The sequence below is a fragment of the Martinezella rhizogenes genome, assembly GCF_007002745.1.
Lineage (GTDB): Bacteria > Pseudomonadota > Alphaproteobacteria > Rhizobiales > Rhizobiaceae > Agrobacterium > Agrobacterium cucumeris.
The window spans coordinates 196,784-214,245 of record NZ_SGNY01000008.1 but is presented as its reverse complement, the minus strand read 5'-3'; the positions used below and the strand labels follow the sequence as shown (position 1 = coordinate 214,245).

Here is a 17,462-nt window from a genome sequence, read left to right as displayed (position 1 = left end):
AATCAGCGGCAGCTTAATATGTAATGTAATAACATATCAATATTATTCTGAAAGCGTCCGGCCATCATTGTTACCCGGCTGCGAAAAATCATGCCGCCTGGGGCGCCAGCATAAAGACGCATGAAAAAACCATGCGCAGCGAAAATGGAATAATAAAATCGTTTCTTTCACTTTCGTTTTATTCGTTCCACGCTCTATTGCATTTTCGTTCAAGTTCGTTTTTAATTCCAAATGCAAATACAGAAAAGATCGCCCACAGCTGGATCGAGGAGGAAGGCTGTAATAAGGGACTGTATCTTTTACTGTTTTCACAATGGGAGGAATCGCCTTGAAAAAACTCAGCTACCGCCTTGCTGCGGCATCCGCGCTTTCGTTTTTTGTCACATCGAATGCTTTCGCTGCGACGGAGATCCAGTGGTGGCACGCCATGACCGGCGCCAATAACGAAGTCGTGGACGCGCTTGCGAAAGAGTTCAACGAAAGCCAGAAAGACTACAAGATCACGCCCGTGTTCAAGGGCACCTATCCGGAAACGCTGAATGCCGGCATCGCCGCATTCCGCGCCAAGCAGCCGCCGGCTATCATTCAGGTCTTCGACGCCGGCTCCGGCGTGATGATGGGTGCCGCCGGTGCCATCAAGCCAGTGGCGGATGTGCTGAAGGAAGGTGGCTACACCTTCAACAAGGATGAATATCTGGCCGGCATCGTCGCTTATTATTCCAAGCCCGACGGCACCATGCTGTCCTTCCCTTACAATTCATCCTCGCCGATCCTCTATTACAACAAGGACACCTTCCAGAAGGCAGGCCTTGACCCGGCCAACCCGCCGAAGACCTGGCCGGAAGTTTTCGAAGCCGCCAAGAAGATCAAGACCAGCGGTGCCGCGCAGTGCGGTTTCACCTCCACCTGGCTTACCTGGATCCAGACCGAAAACTTCGCCGCCTGGAACAACGTGTCCTATGGCAGCAATGAAAACGGGCTTGGTGGTACGGATGTGAAGCTTGCGGTCAATGCGCCGCTGTTCGTCGAGCATTTCCAGGCGATCGCCGATCTCGCCAAGGACGGCACCTTCCGTTATGGCGGACGCACCTCCGAAGCCAAGCAGCTGTTCATGTCCGGCGAATGCGGCATCCTGACCGAATCCTCCGGCGGCCTTGGCGATATCGTCAAGACCGGCATGAATTACGGAATTGGCCAGCTGCCCTATTACGAAGGCCATGGTCCGCAGAACACCATTCCCGGCGGCGCCAGCCTCTGGGTCTTCGGTGGCAAGAGCGACGCTGAATATAAGGGCGTTGCCGAATTCTTCCATTTCCTCTCGCAGACCAAGATCCAGTCTCGCCTGCATCAGGTCTCCGGCTACATGCCGGTAACGATCGCGGCCTATGAGGAAACCAAGAAATCCGGCTTCTACGACAAGAACCCTGCCCGCGAAACGCCGCTGCTGCAGATGATGGGCAAGCCGCCGACAGAAAACTCCAAGGGCGTGCGCCTCGTGAACCTGCCGCAGGTGCGCGACATCATGAACGAAGAGTTCGAGGCGATGCTGGCCGGCAAGCAGGACGCGAAAGCCGCCCTCGACAAGATCGTCGAGCGTGGTGACGCAGCCATCAAGCAGGCCGCCGGCAACTAAACGATCCCTGCCACCGCCCGCATTCTCAAAAGGGTGCGGGCGGCGTTTCCATCTCATCAGGAGATCGCCGTGCAAAGCGTCGTATTCCCCAACAAGATCCTGCCTTATCTGCTGGTCGCACCGCAGATCATCCTGACGGTGGTCTTTTTCTTCTGGCCCGCAAGCCAGGCGCTCTACCAGTCGACCATGCGCGAGGACGCCTTCGGGCTGAACAGCAATTTCGTCGGGCTGGCCAATTTTTCCGCCGTGCTGTCAGATGAGAGCTATCTCAACTCCCTGCACGTCACCGTCATCTTCAGCGTGCTGACCGCGCTCGTCTCCATGGGACTTGCGCTGCTTCTGGCAACAGCGGCTGACCGGGTGGTGCGCGGCAAGGGCTTTTACCGCACCATGATGATCATGCCCTATGCCGTGGCGCCTGCCGTCGCCGGCATGTTGTGGCTGTTCATGTTCAACCCCGCCATGGGCACCTTCTCTTATATCCTGCGCCGCAACGGCATCATGTGGGACCCGCTGCTTGACGGTAATCAGGCCATGCTGCTGGTGGTGGCCGCCGCTGCGTGGAAGCAGATCAGCTATAATTTCCTGTTCTTTGTCGCAGGCTTGCAGGCAATTCCGAAATCATTGCTGGAAGCCGCCTCCATTGACGGCGCGCGCGGTTCCCGGCGCTTCTGGACCATCGTTTTCCCGCTGCTGGCGCCGACAACCTTCTTCCTTCTGGTCGTCAACACGGTTTACGCCTTCTTCGATACCTTCGGCATCATCCATGCCGTCACCGGCGGCGGCCCCGCCAAGGCGACGGAAACGCTGGTCTACAAGGTCTATAATGATGGCTTCGTGAACCTGAACCTCGGCTCTTCCGCCGCGCAATCGGTCATCCTGATGGTGATCGTCATTGCGCTCACCGCCTTCCAGTTCCGCTTCGTCGAGAAGCGCGTGCATTACGGCTGAGGATTTCACAATGATTGAAAATCGCCCGGTCGCGCGCATGGTCGCCCATCTGATGCTCATTCTCGGCATCATCGTTGTGGCCTTCCCGATCTATTACACCTTCGTCGCTTCTTCCATGACGTCGACGGATATCATCCGCCCGCCCATGTCGCTTTTGCCCGGCGATCATCTGGGCGCCAATTACACCGACGCCATGGCCGGCGGCGTCGAAAGAGTGGTTGGCGTCAGCCTCGAGCGGCTGCTGTTCAACAGCTTCGTCGTGGCGCTCGCCATCGCCATCGGCAAGATCGTCATCTCGTTCCTGTCGGCCTTCGCCATCGTCTTCTTCCGCTTCCCCTTCCGCATGGGCTTTTTCTGGATGATCTTCATCACGCTCATGCTGCCGGTGGAAGTGCGTATCCTGCCCACCTACAAGGTCATCGTCGATCTTGGGTTGATCGATACCTATGCGGGACTGACGCTGCCGCTGATGGCATCTGCGACGGCGACGTTCCTGTTCCGGCAGTTCTTCCTGACCATTCCCGGTGAACTGGTCGAGGCGGCGCGTATCGACAATGCCGGTCCGTTCCGCTTCATGCGCGATATTCTGCTGCCGCTGTCGAGAACCAATATCGCCGCCCTATTCGTGATCCTGTTCATCTATGGCTGGACCCAGTATCTCTGGCCGCTGCTCGTGACCAACGACGCCAAGATGAACACGATCATCATCGGCCTCAAGCGCATGGTGGATTTCACCGACGCTTCGACGCCCTGGAATTATGTGATGGTGACGGCGATCCTCGCCATCATCCCCCCGATTATGGTTGTGGTGCTGATGCAGCGCTGGTTCGTCAAAGGTTTGGTGGAGACCGAAAAATAATGGCAAAAATTGCGCTGAAAGACGTCCGCAAGGTTTATGGCGGCAATGTCGATGCTATCAAGGGCGTATCGATGGACATCGCCGATGGCGAAATGATCGTGCTGGTCGGCCCCTCCGGCTGCGGAAAATCCACGCTGCTGCGCATGATCGCCGGGCTGGAAAGCATATCGGGCGGCGAGATCGTCATCGGCGACCGCGTCGTCAACGATCTCGAACCCTCCGACCGCGACATCGCCATGGTGTTCCAGAACTATGCGCTTTATCCGCATATGACGGTGCGCCAGAACCTTGCCTATGGACTGAAGAACCGCAACACGCCGAAGGAGGAGATCGAGCGGCGCATCACCGAGGCGGCCAAGGCGCTGGAGATCGAGCAGTTCCTGGAGCGCAAGCCGCGCCAGCTTTCCGGCGGCCAGCGCCAGCGCGTGGCCATGGGCCGCGCCATCGTGCGCAAGCCGGCCGCCTTCCTGTTCGACGAGCCGCTCTCCAACCTCGATGCCAAGCTGCGCGTGCAGATGCGGGTGGAGATACGCCGCCTGCAACGCTCGCTCGCCACGACAAGCGTTTATGTCACCCATGACCAGATGGAGGCCATGACGCTCGCCGATCGGCTGGTGGTGCTGAATGCCGGCCGCATCGAGCAGATGGGCACGCCGATCGAGCTTTATGAGAAGCCGGCGACCACCTTCGTCGCCACCTTCATCGGTTCGCCCTCCATGAACCTTCTGGCGCACGGCACGGCTTCGTCCAATAGCTCTACCGGCTGGTCGGTGAACGGTGTTACAGCACTACCGCAGACCGTCGCCACACTCGGCATTCGCCCGGAAGACATCACGCTTGCCACCGAAGCCCCGGCCGACGCCGCCTTCACCGGCACCGTGCAGGTGGATGCCGTGGAACTGGTGGGGGCGGAAAGCTATGTACACGGCTCCTTCGCCGATGGCACCACCATCGTCTTCCGAGTTCCCGGTCGCTCCCAGCTGGGCATTGGCGAGACACTGAAGATCGCCGCACAGGCAAAGAATTTCCATCTGTTCGATACGACGGGCAAGCGGATCTAAACTTATCGACGAAAATCGAACACCCGCCCTTCGGCGGGTGTTCTTGTATCGCTAGATACCTCCGGCAGCTCCCTACCACACCAGCTCCACCTGCGGCCGGCCGTTGGAGGTTTTCTCCACGGTGCGGCCGGATGTGTCGATATTGCAGTGGACGCGTTGCCGGAAGGCGGAGAAGCTTTCGAAGGTCACGACGTCGACGGGATCATCCAGATGCAGGGTGAGCCGATAGCGTTCCGGGTCACCGCCGAGCGCCTGGACACCCAGCACGGAGGCGACGAAAGGCTGGCCTAGATAAAGGCCTTCCACTCTCGAACCCAGAAGATATGGATTGAAGGCGGGGCGGTTGCCGGCTGCTGCGTGCAGAGTGTTCCAGTCGCGGAAGCCATATTGCGCGGCGATGAGTTCCAGCGCCTTTGAGTGGGTGATTGCCTGCCCCTGTTCCTCAAGGGCGGCACGCAGGCGTTTTGCCTGCTCTTTCAGCCCCTCAAGGGCGGGAAGCGGTTTGGACACGTTCATAACGGTTCTCCAACATTGACATGCCGAATTTTCCGAAGGGGGTCCGCGTTGCCATCGACGACATGCAAAACATGGGGATGACCGTTTTCAAGGATGAGAGCTTCACCAGGGGCATAAATGCCTGCGGACGGCCGGGGCTCTCTGCCCGTGGCCGTCCGTATAACTCAGAACGGGCCGCCCGTCAAAGGCGGCGCTGAAGCGCGTCCCGGAATCAGAAGCGATAGGTGATACCGGCACCGATCAGCCAGGGGTCGAGCCTGGCCTTGCCGCTGATCGGCGTGCCGCCCAGTTCGGCGGTCCAGTCGGTCTTCAGGAAGATTTTTTTCACGTCGAAGTTCACGCCCCAATGTTCGTCCAGCATATAGTCGAAACCGACCTGCACGGCAGCACCGAGCTTGTTCTTGACATCAAGATTGCTGAAACCGGGCTGTTCGGACTGGTTGTAGAACAGCGAATAGTTCACGCCCGCACCGACATAGGGCTTGAAGGCGCCGAAATCGGTGAAGTGATATTGCAGTGTCAGCGTCGGCGGCAGCAGCCATGTCTTGCCAACCGGCGTGCCGGCCAGCACACCCTCGCCGTTAATCTTGGCATAGGTGGTGCCGAGAATGAGTTCGGCGGCAAAATTCGGCGTGAAGAAATAGGTGATGTCGAGTTCCGGGATCACCGTATCGGAATAGGAAAGGCCGGCACCGGGCACGCCGTCGACGCTGCCGCTGTCATTGGTGATGACGCCGAGACCGCGCACGCGCAGCATCCACGGGCTTGCCGCCGCAATCGCCTCTTCGGCGGTGGGCGCCGGGGCGGCCGGGGCCAGATCGGCGGCCATGGCATTGGCCGATACCAGCATCGCCGCAGCGCTAACCGCGACGCTGGCAAGCAAGGCGGTTCTTTTGTTCCTGTTCGTCATTCCATCTCTCCTTTAGCGCAGCCTGCATCCGTTCGGACATTCCCCAGGGCGCGTCTCACCTTCTCGAAGCGGCGCATCGGAACTTGCCGATGCCGCAGCCGTCACCGGGCAACCCAGAAACCGGCTGATGACGGCTGGCTGCGAATCCTCGGTGCCACGACCGTCGCGGCCACTATGGCGAAGGGCGGGAGACACCAATTGAGATGGATCAAACCGTTGCGGCATTGACCAATGCCGAGGACGTACGGCTGGAGATTGTGACAATTGCGCAACAACAGGAGGCGAGAGACCGGCGCAAGATCGCCATGGACAGCGCATGAAAAAGGCGGGAGATGATCCCCCGCCCCGCTTTTTCAACAATGGACTTGCGCGTCAGACGTAACGATTGACGACGTTCTCCAGATATTCCTGACGACCGGATTTCGGCTCGGGATTGATATCCTCCCGCTCCACCAGCGCGGTAATCTCGTCGAGCTTCAGTTCGCCGCGCAGCATCTTCTGGGCCTCCGGCGAATCCCACTTGGCATAACGCTCCGCAAGTGGCTTCGACAGCGCGCCGTCCTCGACCATCTTCGCCGCCGCCTTCAGGCCACGGGCGCAGCAATCCATACCGCCGATATGACCGATCAGCAGGTCCTGCGGATCGAGCGACTGGCGACGCAGTTTGGAATCGAAATTGGTGCCGCCATTCTTGAAGCCGCCACCGGCAAGCACGTGGTAATAGGCGAGCGCCATTTCCGGCACGTTGTTGGGGAACTGGTCGGTATCCCAGCCGGACTGGTAATCGTTGCGGTTCATGTCGATGGAGCCGAAAATGCCGAAGGCATTGGCCATGGCCAGCTCATGTTCGAAGGAATGGCCGGCAAGGATGGCATGGCCCTGCTCGATATTGACCTTCACTTCCTTTTCCAGGCCGTTCTTCTGCAGGAAGGCGTAAACGGTGGCGACGTCATAGTCGTACTGGTGCTTGGTCGGCTCCTGCGGTTTTGGCTCGATCAGGATCGTGCCCTCAAAGCCGATCTTGTATTTATATTCCACCACCAGATTGAGGAAACGGCCCAGCTGGTCGAGTTCACGCGACAGATCGGTGTTGAGCAGGGTCTCGTAACCTTCGCGGCCACCCCACAGAACGTAGTTCGCGCCGCCGAGCTTCTTGGTGGCGTCCATGCAGGTCTTCACCGTGGCGGCGGAGAATGCAAAGACATCCGGGTCTGGATTGGTTGCCGCACCGGACATGAAACGCCGGTTGGAGAAAAGGTTCGCCGTGCCCCACAGCAGTTTCACGCCGGTCTGCGCCTGCTTTTCGGCAAAATAATCAACGATTTCGTTGAGGTTCTTCGTGTTCTCAGCAAAGTTTTTGCCTTCCGGACGCACATCGGCGTCATGGAAGCAATAAAACGGAGAACCAAGCAGAGAGAAGAATTCGAAAGCGACATCGGCCTTCAGCTTCGCAGCCTGCATGGTGTCCTCGAACCACGGGCGCTCAAACGTCTGGCCGCCGAAGGGGTCACCGCCCGGCCAGGTGAAGGTGTGCCAGTAGGCCACCGCGAAACGCAGGTGGTCTTCCATACGCTTGCCGGCAACGATTTCATCGGGGTTATAGTGGCGGAAGGCCAGCGGGTTGGTGCTGTCGGGGCCTTCATATTTGATCTTGGCGATGTCGCCGAAAAAACCTGTGCTCATGGTGGGTCCTCCTATGGTGGGTCTAGATGAAATGCCGGAGGGTTCGGTTACCCCCCTCTGTCCTGCCGGACATCTCCCCCACAAGGGGGGAGATCAGATGCCGTACTCGCTCGTTCCATGGGCGAGGTGTCCGCCGCTTGTCGATCTCCCCCCTTGTGGGGGAGATGTCCGGCAGGACAGAGGGGGGTAGCCACACCCCCAATACCTCAATGCGAAAGCGCCCGAATAGCCGGATAAAGCGCGTGATACCGCCGATAAGCCTCCTCATAGGCCCCAGCCAGATCAGACACCGGCTCAATCGTCCGCGCCGTCTCCGGCTGCGAGCAAACCGCCACCGGATCAGCCCCTGTCGCGGCAATCAGACCAAGACGGGCCGCACCGAAGGCCGCGCCGAAATCGCCCTCTGCCGGAATATCCACCGGCACGCCGAGCGAGGTGGCGATCGAGGCCAGCCAATAGGCCGAACGCGAACCACCGCCGATGGCGGTGACGCGCGAAATTGAGGTGCCGGCAGATTTCAGCGCTTCGAGATTGTCGCGGATGGCAAAGGTGACACCTTCCAGCACCGCCTGTGTCAGCGCCTTGCGGTCGCTTTCATGCGAAAGACCGATGAAGGAGCCGCGAATGGCCGCGTCATTATGCGGTGTGCGCTCGCCGGAAAGATAGGGCGCGAAGGTAACGCCGGTTGGCGCAAGCAGCGTCTCTCCCAGCTCGCCGGTCAGATCGGCGGCGGATTGGCCGGTGAGGCGCGAATACCAGTTCAGCGCATCGGTGGCGGAGAGGATGACGCCCATCTGGTGCCAGGTGTTGGGCAGCGCATGGCAGAAGGCGTGCACGGCGCTTTCCGGCTTCGGCAGATAAGACGCGTTGGCGGCAAACAGCACGCCTGATGTGCCAAGCGACACGAAGGCGTGGCCTTCCTTCACCGTGCCCATGCCGCAGGCGGAAGCGGCATTGTCACCCGCGCCGCCGGCCACCACGGTGCGGCCGGAAATGCCCCATTCGGACGCGAGTTCGGCGCGGAGCACGCCCGCCTCATCCGTGCCTTCCACCAGCGACGGCATGTGTTTTTCATCGAGGCCGGTGGCGGCGAGAAGTTCGGACGACCATTTGCGCGCCCCGGTATCGAGCCATGAGGTGCCGGCGGAGTCGGACATTTCCGAGATATATTCGCCCGTCAGCCACAGACGAAGATAATCCTTCGGCAGCAGTACCTTCGCCACTTTCGCAAAGATTTCAGGTTCGTTCTTCGCCACCCAGGCAAGCTTCGGCGCGGTGAAACCGGGGAAGACGATATTGCCGGTGATCTTGCGGAAACGCGGATCGGCATCGAGCGCAGCCGCCTCGGCATGGGAACGCGTGTCGTTCCACAGGATGCAGGGGCGCAACACCTTACCATCAGCATCAACAAGCGTCGCGCCGTGCATCTGGCCGGAGAGGCCAATGCCCTTTACGGCGGAAAGCTCTTTCGGGAACTTCTGCTTCAGGCCAGCAACGGCGGTTTTCGTGGCGACGATCCAGTCCGCCGGGTTCTGTTCCGACCAGCCATGATGCGGACGCGAAACCTCAAGCGAGCCATTGGCCGAGCCGACGATCTTCTGATCGCCATCCATCAGCAGGGCTTTGATGCCTGAAGTGCCAAGGTCGAGACCGAGATACATGTATTTCTCCATTCCGGCGCTCCATGCGCCACTTTCAGCGTTTTTTAAAAGTCACCGCATTTCCGGATGGAAAACCGGCGGCCACTTTTCCTGGAAAAGCTTGTCAGGGCAGATTGTCCCTGAGGAATATGTCGATACGGATACGTTCCTGCGCCGCGATGACAGACTGGCCGTCCGCACGTGCCTTCAACACGCGGATGGCGCTGCGCACCTCGTGGCCGGCATCCTGATTGAGCACGGCGTCAAGCACGCCTTCCCGCAGCGCATTGGCGGTGTTTTCCGTCAGTTCGTGGGCAATGACAGACAACGGCCTTTCACCGCCGGCGGCTCTCAGCGCCCGGATGAGGCCGCGATTACCGGCGCCGAGGCTGTAGATGCCTGACAGCGCGACATTGCCGAGCGCTCCGGCAACCAGCGCCTCGACGGTTGCCGGGTCATCCTTGCCCTCCAGTACCGGCAGAAGCCGCAATTGCGGAAATTCAGCCTCGATGACGGCGCGAAAACCTTCCAGACGTTCGCGATGGTCACGCACCAGCATGGAACCGGCGACAACGGCGATATCGCCGCCACGGCTGGAGAGGAAACGTCCCATCAGGCTCGCCGCCGTGCGCCCCGCCGCGGCATTGTCCACACCGGCATAATGGTCACGGCGTGAGCCGGAAAGATCGGAAACCAGCGTCACCGTGGCGATGCCGTCTTCCGCCAGCCGGTCTGCCGCTTCCGCCACATCTTGCGAATCGGTGGCGACGAAAGCCACGCCGGAGGGTTTTTCCCGCCGCGCCACTTCCAGTGCCTCGGTCAGCGCCGCGGCATTAAAGGGCGGCACCTCGATGATGCGGATCGCCGTGCGCTCCAGATGGGAGCGGGAGGCGGCAGCCCGCACCTCGGCCCTGAGTGTGGCCATGAAGGAATTGTCGTTGCCCGGCAGGATGAAGACCAGCGAATAATTGCGGCCCTTGGCCAGATTGGCGGCGGCGATATCGCGGACATAACCAAGCTCGGCAATCGCCGCCTCCACCCGGGCGCGGGTGGCGGCGTGGACGCCCGGACGCATGTTCAGCACTCGGTCGATGGTGGCGAGGCTGACGCCTGCGCGCTCGGCAATATCATGAACTGTCGGCTTCATGGCTCCTCCCCTCGCCCTTGAATATCCAGCTTTGGGGCCGAGGTAAACCGAAAAATGATGTACGTACCTCATATTTCTTGGAAAGGCAGTGTGGAGGTCAGCGGCTCTTCGCAAAACGGTGCCGCTTGTTTCTTCTCCCCGCCGGGGAGAAGGTGGCCCGAAGGGTCGGATGAGGGGGCGACGTTAGCGATTGACCGAGAGCTTGCCCCCTCATCCCGCCGCCGCGACCTTCTCCCCCACGGGGAGAAGAAATATGCCGCACCCGCTCGCCCCGTATCCACTGCGGCAACAGGCAGACAAAAAAAGGGGCCGTCATTTTCGACGGCCCCAGCTCTGCGGTGGATGGGAGGGGATTTTTTTAGTGCGCCGCGTCTGGCGGCGGCGCTGCCTTGGGTTTCTGGATCAGGATCGTCATGAAGATCAGGCTGCCGAACAAAAGCGTCAGCGCGAAGAACACATCCGCGAAGGCCAAGATCCATGCCTGCTGCGAGACCATGCCGACCAGTTTCTTGATCGCGACGGACGCGCCGTCCAGCCCGTAGGAATCATAGTTCGCGCCGACATTGTTCAGCCATTCCAGCGCCTGCGGATTGGAGTAGCTGATATGTTCTGCCAGCCGCACATAGTGATCGTCGGTGCGCTGCGACAGCATGGTGTTGATGACCGCAAGGCCGACCGCGCCGCCAAGGTTACGGGTGAGGTTGAACAGGCCCGACGCATTGCGGATGCGGGCGGGCGGCAGCGTGCCGAGCGCGATGTTGTTGATCGGCACCATGCACATCATCAGGCCAAAACCGCGCAGGATCTGCGGGATCAGCAGTTCATAGAAGTCCCAGTCGGTCGTCACATAGGTCATGATCCACGTGCCGCAACCGAAGCTGATGAAGCCGATGGCCATCATCGCCCGCGGGTCGAGCTTGGTGGAGACCTTGCCGGCGATCGGCGCGGTGAAGAACATGGCAAGGCCGGAAACGAACATGGTCTCGCCGATCATCAGGGCATCGTAACCCCTGACGCGGCCGAGATAGAGCGGGTAGAGATAGGTCAGGCCATAAAGCCCGATGCCCATGACGAAGGAAAACAGCGAGCCGATGGAGAAGTTTCTATCGGCGAAGGCGCGGATATCCACGACCGGGAATTCCACCTTGAAGGCGCGCCAGAAGAACACCACCGCACCGATGACCATGGCGATGGACCCGATCACGATACGTTCGTCGTTGAACCAGTCCTTGTTGTTGCCTTCTTCCAGCACATATTCCAGCGATCCGAGGAAGACCCCCATGGAGATGAGGCCCCACCAGTCGAATTTCTTCCAGAGCGACCGTTCCGGCTTGTCGAAATCGATCAGGCTCCAGGTCAGGATGGTGACGATGATGCCCGGAATGATGTTGACGAGGAACAGCCAGTGCCAGGAAAAGGCATTGGAGAGATAACCGCCGACCGTCGGGCCGATGGTGGGCGCAAGCGTGGCGACCAGACCGATGATCGGCGAGACGACGGAGCGCTTCGACGGCGGGAAGATGGTAAAGGCCGCCGCGAAGACGGAGGGGATCATGCCGCCGCCGATAAAGCCCTGGATCGCCCGGTAGACGATCATCTGGTCGATATTGGTGGCGGTGGCGCAGAGCGCGCTCGAAAGCGTGAAGCCGGCAGCACAGGTGGCAAACAGCACGCGCGTGGACAGGATGCGCGCCAGCGTACCTGACAGCGGAATCATGATCACTTCGGCGATCAGATAGGAGGTCTGCACCCAGGCGATCTCATCCGACCCCGCACCGAGGCCGGCCTGGATTTCCGCCAGCGAGGCGGAAACGATCTGAATATCGAGAATGGACATGAACATGCCGAAGACCATCGCAAAGAACGCGATGAGCCTGCGCCTGTCCATCGGAGGATCGGCGGGGATCGAGGCCCCGCCCGTACCGACAACCGTAGCCGCCATGATCTTGCCCTCAACGAAGCCTTACTTGGCCTGCGGGTTAACTTGCGCCGTTTTCGTGGTTTCCGGCGCCGTGCGGGTATCGACATCAACCACCACGCTCAAGCCCGCGCGCAGATTGTGCTTTGCAAGGTCTTCCTTGGAGAAGACGATACGAACAGGCACGCGCTGGATGACCTTGGTAAAGTTGCCCGTGGCGTTTTCCGGCGGCAGCATCGAGAAGACCGAGCCGGAGCCGGGCGAGATCGACTGCACCGTGCCTTCAATGGTCGCATCATTGAATGCATCCACATGCACGCGCACCTTCGAGCCGGGCACCACGCTGGCCAGCTGCGTTTCCTTGAAATTGGCGTCGATATAAAGCTCATTCATCGGCACCAGCGAAGCCAGACGCTTGCCAACCGAGACGAGATCACCCGTCTGCACCGCCAGATTGCCGATGACGCCGTCATATGGCGCTTTCAGCACGGTGAAGGACAGGTCACGAGCGGCCTTGTCGCGGGAAAGCTGCAGCGAGCGGATGGTGCTCTCGGCTTCCTCGCGCTGGGCGCGCAGCAGCTCGACATTGGCTTTTGCCGAGGAGATCGCCGCATCGCCGGCCACGACATTCGCCCTGGCCTGATCGAGCGCGACCTGGGCGCTGTCGGAAGCGGCAACGGTGCCAACATCCTTCGCCTGCAATTCGCTGGCGCGCTTCTGGGTGATTTCGGCACCACGAAGGGCGGCATCCAGCGCGCCTTTCTGGGCGACGGCCTGTTCCTGCGACGCCTCGCCGCCGACGATCTGCGCATCGATACGCTTCAGCGACAGTTCCTCGGTGCGGATCTGGGCCTCAGCCTGATCGAGCGCGATGCGATAGTCGCCATCGTCGAGCGTCACGAGCGGATCACCCGCCTTGACTTCCTGGTTTTCAACCACATTCACCTTGGCAACGTAACCCGACACCTTGGGTGCGATGACGGCGATGTCACCTTCTATATAGGCATCATCGGTCGAGACCATGAAGCGGCCATCGATCCACCAGTTGTAACCGTACCAGCCGGCACCGGCCAGAAGGGCGACGGCGATGACCGGCAGAAGCTTCGAACGCTTCTTCTGCTTCGGAGCAGCGGTTGTCTGGGGCGGCTGTTGCGGCGGGGCATCTGCCGGCTTTGCCGGAGAGGTCTCGGCCTTGGCGGAGATATCCGCCTCTTCCGCATCGTTGACGGCGCGAACCGCGCTATTCTTCTGGGCCGACATGAGAGTATACCGTGATAGATTGAAGAAAGTTTTTCGAACTGAACCGTTCGGTTCGATTGACATAATCTCTTTCCTGACACATATCAAGTGTTATCGAACCGATTGGTTCGACGTCTGGTTAATTTTTTTTACGCCATTGTGGTGCTAGGAGGCGATAACGATGGCAGGGGAAAACATGGATATGGAAGCGGACATGGAAACGGGCTGTCCCGGAAACCCCGCCGGGCGTTTTGCGGCGGGTGAGGACCCGGCTAAGCGCGAGCAGATTCTCGCCGGTGCCTGGCGCGTTTTCAAGCGCAAGGGCTTCGACGCCGCCAGCATGAACGACATCACCCGGGAAGCAGGCGTTTCCAAGGGCACGATCTATGTCTATTTCTCCAATAAGGAAGATCTGTTCGCCGCCCTCGTCGATCAGCACCGGCAGGAGTTCGCCACCTCCATGCGCAACATTCTGGCCGGCACCGAAGAGGTGCGCGAAGGCCTGAAGCAGTTCGGCAAGGCCTTCGCCAACAAGATGATCTGTTCAGACATGGTCCCCGCCATGCGCTCGGTCATCGGCGTCATCGACCGCATGCCGAAGCTGGCGCAGCGTTTTTTCATCGCAGCACCCAACAATGTGCGCACCGTGCTTCAGGATTTCATCGAGCATCACGTCGCGCTCGGACACCTGAAAGTCGACGACGTCGAGCTTGCCGCCCGGCAATATATAGAGCTTTCCACCGGCACCTTCTTCAAGCTGCGCCTGTTCGGCGAAATCGATGGCCCGGTTCCCGAAGAGGAACTCGACCGGGTGATCAACAGCGCCATCACGGTATTCATGGCGGCTTACGGAACCAACAGGGCCTGACTTCATTCAGCAACGGCACCAGCGCCGACACCCGGCCTGCGCGAAATTTCGATGAAATCTTGCGTGGTGGGGGCCTCATGCGCTTGTTTCTCGCGTATTGCGCTATAAATTCCACCCACCGAATGTTTCGGCTGGCCTTGTTGCTGAAAGGAAATTTCCCCTGATGGAGTCCATTCTCCCTCTTCTGTCCGATCCCGCCGCCTGGGTGGCGCTCGTCACGCTGATCGTCATGGAGGTCGTGCTCGGCATCGACAACCTGATCTTCATCTCGATCCTGACCAACAAGCTGCCGCCTGAACAGCGCGAAAAAGCCCGCAAGATCGGCATCGGCCTTGCCCTCGTCATGCGTCTCGGTCTGCTCGGCACCGTTGCCTGGATCGTGCAGCTCACCACACCGGTGTTTGAAGTCTTCGGCCACGCCTTCTCGTGGAAGGACATGATCCTGATCGCCGGCGGTCTCTTCCTCGTCTGGAAGGCCACCAAGGAAATTCACCACAATGTCGATCCTGAAGATCACAAGGAAGACATGGTGGGCGGCCCGGTGGCGATGAACTTCGGCGCGGCCATCGGCCAGATCCTGCTGCTCGACCTCGTCTTTTCGGTCGACAGCATCATCACCGCCGTCGGCATGACACCGCACCTGCCGATCATGATCGTCGCCGTCGTCGTTGCCGTTGCCGTGATGCTGCTTGCCGCAACACCGCTCGCCAACTTCATCGAGCGCAACCCGACCATCGTCATGCTAGCGCTCGCCTTCCTGATGATGATCGGCACCACGCTGATCGCCGAAGGCATGGGCTTCCATGTGCCGAAGGGTTACGTCTATGCCGCCATGGCGTTTTCGGCGCTAGTGGAGGTGCTCAACATGTTTGCGCGCAATGCGCGGCAGCGCAAGAAGGCGCAGGCTTCGGGCGACACCCGGCATTAACACCCCGGTGTTAACGCCCCGGTATCAACGCGATTGTCTCCGTCATGCCGGATCAAATCCGGCATGACGGAGAGATATGAAGCTCCGGCCCGGAACCGCATGACCCCGCCTTGCGTTCTTCGGCACCATCACCGATAGAGCCCTCTACCGGCGCCTCTCCTTCGAAAGCACAGGCAAGCATGACGACCGACCAGATCCTCGCCTTCACCGTGATCGCCGGCATGATGGCAGCATTCATCTGGGACAGGTTCCGTTACGACGTCATCGCCTGCAGTGCATTGCTGGTGGCGGTGGCGCTTGGTGTCGTGCCGTTCAACAAGGCTTTCTCCGGTTTTTCCGATGATATCGTCATCATCGTCGCAAGCGCGCTGATCGTCAGTTCGGCCGTGGCCCGTTCTGGTGTCGTCGATATGACGATCAAGAAATATTTCCCGGAAATGCACTCCAAGGGCCTGCAACTGGCCTTTCTGATGATCGTTGTCGCCATCATGTCGGCCTTCATCAAGAATATCGGCGCACTTGCCATCATGATGCCGGTCGCTTTCCAGTTTGCCCGCAAATCCGGCAGCCCCGTTTCCTATTATCTGATGCCGATGGCCTTTGCCGCGCTGCTTGGCGGGCTGATGACGCAGATCGGCACCTCGCCCAACATCGTTGTTTCCCGGTTGCGCGAAGAAATGACCGGCCAGAGCTTTTCGATGTTCGACTTCACCCCCGTCGGTGCGGGGTTGACCGTGATCGGCATCATCTTCCTGACCTTCGGTTACCGGCTTTTGCCGGTGCGCAACCGCCAGCAGGCATCGGTGGAGGATGCCCTCGATCAGGCGGCATACACGGCGGAGGCAACGCTGCCGGCCGACAGCACCTTTGCCGACAGGCCGCTGCGCGAACTCTTGAAACAGGCCGATGGCGACGTGATCGCCAGCACCATCCTGCGCGGACCGCGGCGCATCTCCCCCTTCCCCGACGTCAAGCTGAAGGCCGGAGACACGGTTCTGCTGGAGGGCAGCCCCGAAGGGCTGGACCGCATCGTTTCGCAGGCGAAATTGCTGCTCTCCGGCAAACCGCTGACCGAAAACGGCCAGAAAACCGGCGATCTCATCTCCATGGAAGCGGTGATCAGCAATGAATCGGTGCTGAGTGGCATTTCCGCCCGCGAGCTTTCGCTGTCCTATACGCGCGGCGTCAATCTGATCGCCGTCAGCCGCCGCGGCCAGCGCGTCAGCCAGCGGCTCTCTGAGCTGACCCTGCAGGCGGGCGATGTCATTCTGTTGCAGGGCAGCCGCAAGAACCTGCCGCAGGTGCTGCAGGAATTTTCCCTTCTGCCGCTGGCCCAGCGTGAAATCCTGCTCGGCGTGCAGCGCCGCGCGCTTTTGCCCGTCATCGTGCTGGCCGCCGCCATGCTTGCCGCCGGCAGCGGGCTGGTGCCGGTCTCGGTCGCCTTTTTCGCCGCCGCCTTCCTGATGATTGTCGTCGGCGCAATCCCGCTTGCCGAAGTCTATAAATCCATCGACGGGCCGATCCTCGTCATGCTCGCCGCCCTTATTCCCGTCAGCGACAGTCTGCGCACCAGCGGGGCCAGTGAATTGATCGCCGCCTGGCTCGGGCAGGCAGCGCAGGGGCTGCCGCCTTTCGCGGCGCTCGGCATGATCCTGCTTACCGCCATGGCGGTGACACCCTTCCTCAACAATGCGGCCACCGTGCTGGTCATGGCCCCCATCGCCGCCGGTTTTGCCACCACGCTCGGTTTCCGGCCGGAAGCTTTCCTGATGGCGGTGGCGATCGGTGCCGGCTGCGATTTCCTCACCCCCATCGGCCACCAGTGCAATACGCTGGTCATGGGTCCGGGCGGTTACCGTTTCAGCGATTATCCGCGACTTGGCCTGCCGCTGTCGATCATGATCGTCATTGCCAGCATTCCGATGCTGCTTTACGTCTGGCCAGTCAACTAGGCGCGGCTCGCCCCGGGGAAGACGGCGCAAGCTCCTTATTTCCTTGACGCCTGCGGCATAATATGGCCTAAGCCGATGCCGAACGGGAATGTGCAAAAGGTGCTTTATTTGTGCCTTTCGACATGATTTCCTGCCGCATCCAAACGAAAACTTCGTG

At 60.2% G+C, this 17,462-nt stretch carries 14 protein-coding genes; 7 read left to right on the top strand and 7 right to left on the bottom strand.

What is annotated here, in order from left to right; translation table 11 throughout:
• Window positions 1-322 precede the first annotated feature (322 nt).
• The 4 genes from ugpB (at window position 323) to EXN68_RS21445 (ending at window position 4,504) form a co-directional block, all read left to right on the top strand.
• On the top strand, window positions 323-1,633 hold the full coding sequence (gene ugpB, locus EXN68_RS21460; protein WP_193559543.1) for a sn-glycerol-3-phosphate ABC transporter substrate-binding protein UgpB: 1,311 nt from the start codon (window positions 323-325) through the stop codon (window positions 1,631-1,633).
• Between the two features lie 69 nt (window positions 1,634-1,702).
• Window positions 1,703-2,584, top strand: coding sequence for a sn-glycerol-3-phosphate ABC transporter permease UgpA (gene ugpA / locus EXN68_RS21455; protein WP_142842768.1), 882 nt, complete (start codon window positions 1,703-1,705; stop codon window positions 2,582-2,584).
• A 10-nt stretch (window positions 2,585-2,594) separates the two neighbouring features.
• On the top strand, window positions 2,595-3,443 hold the full coding sequence (gene ugpE / locus EXN68_RS21450; RefSeq protein ID WP_142842767.1) for a sn-glycerol-3-phosphate ABC transporter permease UgpE: 849 nt from the start codon (window positions 2,595-2,597) through the stop codon (window positions 3,441-3,443).
• A complete protein-coding gene (locus tag EXN68_RS21445; RefSeq protein WP_142842766.1) occupies window positions 3,443-4,504 on the top strand; it encodes a sn-glycerol-3-phosphate import ATP-binding protein UgpC in 1,062 nt (353 codons plus the stop codon). The genes ugpE and EXN68_RS21445 overlap by 1 nt, the downstream gene beginning before the upstream one ends.
• A 72-nt stretch (window positions 4,505-4,576) precedes the next feature.
• Here EXN68_RS21445 and EXN68_RS21440 read toward each other — a convergent pair whose 3' ends face one another.
• The 7 genes from EXN68_RS21440 to EXN68_RS21410 all read right to left on the bottom strand — a co-directional run bounded on the left by EXN68_RS21440 (window position 4,577) and on the right by EXN68_RS21410 (window position 13,578).
• A complete protein-coding gene (locus EXN68_RS21440) occupies window positions 4,577-5,020 on the bottom strand; it encodes a glyoxalase superfamily protein (RefSeq protein WP_142842765.1) in 444 nt (147 codons plus the stop codon).
• Window positions 5,021-5,231: 211 nt separating this feature from the next.
• Window positions 5,232-5,930, bottom strand: a complete 699-nt coding sequence (locus EXN68_RS21435; RefSeq protein ID WP_142842764.1) for an OmpW/AlkL family protein — start codon at window positions 5,928-5,930, stop codon at window positions 5,232-5,234.
• A 372-nt stretch (window positions 5,931-6,302) separates the two neighbouring features.
• The gene (xylA, locus tag EXN68_RS21430; protein WP_142842763.1) at window positions 6,303-7,613 is read right to left on the bottom strand and encodes a xylose isomerase; all 1,311 of its coding nucleotides are present in this window, start codon (window positions 7,611-7,613) and stop codon (window positions 6,303-6,305) included.
• 206 nt (window positions 7,614-7,819) lie between these two features.
• Window positions 7,820-9,274 (bottom strand): xylulokinase, encoded by a 1,455-nt coding sequence (gene xylB / locus EXN68_RS21425; protein WP_142842821.1) that lies wholly within the window; start codon window positions 9,272-9,274, stop codon window positions 7,820-7,822.
• Window positions 9,275-9,377: 103 nt separating this feature from the next.
• Entirely contained in the window at window positions 9,378-10,400 is a 1,023-nt protein-coding gene (locus tag EXN68_RS21420) for a LacI family DNA-binding transcriptional regulator (protein WP_142842762.1), read from the bottom strand.
• 358 nt (window positions 10,401-10,758) lie between these two features.
• On the bottom strand, window positions 10,759-12,342 hold the full coding sequence (locus EXN68_RS21415) for a DHA2 family efflux MFS transporter permease subunit (RefSeq protein ID WP_142842761.1): 1,584 nt from the start codon (window positions 12,340-12,342) through the stop codon (window positions 10,759-10,761).
• A 21-nt stretch (window positions 12,343-12,363) separates the two neighbouring features.
• Complete coding sequence (locus tag EXN68_RS21410; protein WP_142842760.1) at window positions 12,364-13,578, bottom strand: HlyD family secretion protein; 1,215 nt, start codon at window positions 13,576-13,578, stop codon at window positions 12,364-12,366.
• 160 nt (window positions 13,579-13,738) lie between these two features.
• Here EXN68_RS21410 and EXN68_RS21405 point away from each other — a divergent pair, with 160 nt between their 5' ends.
• The 3 genes from EXN68_RS21405 (at window position 13,739) to EXN68_RS21395 (ending at window position 17,305) form a co-directional block, all read left to right on the top strand.
• Window positions 13,739-14,425 (top strand): TetR/AcrR family transcriptional regulator, encoded by a 687-nt coding sequence (locus EXN68_RS21405; protein WP_142842759.1) that lies wholly within the window; start codon window positions 13,739-13,741, stop codon window positions 14,423-14,425.
• A gap of 163 nt (window positions 14,426-14,588) precedes the next feature.
• Window positions 14,589-15,353, top strand: coding sequence for a TerC family protein (locus tag EXN68_RS21400; RefSeq protein WP_142842758.1), 765 nt, complete (start codon window positions 14,589-14,591; stop codon window positions 15,351-15,353).
• Window positions 15,354-15,532: 179 nt separating this feature from the next.
• The gene (locus EXN68_RS21395) at window positions 15,533-17,305 is read left to right on the top strand and encodes an SLC13 family permease (protein ID WP_142842757.1); all 1,773 of its coding nucleotides are present in this window, start codon (window positions 15,533-15,535) and stop codon (window positions 17,303-17,305) included.
• Window positions 17,306-17,462 lie beyond the last annotated feature (157 nt).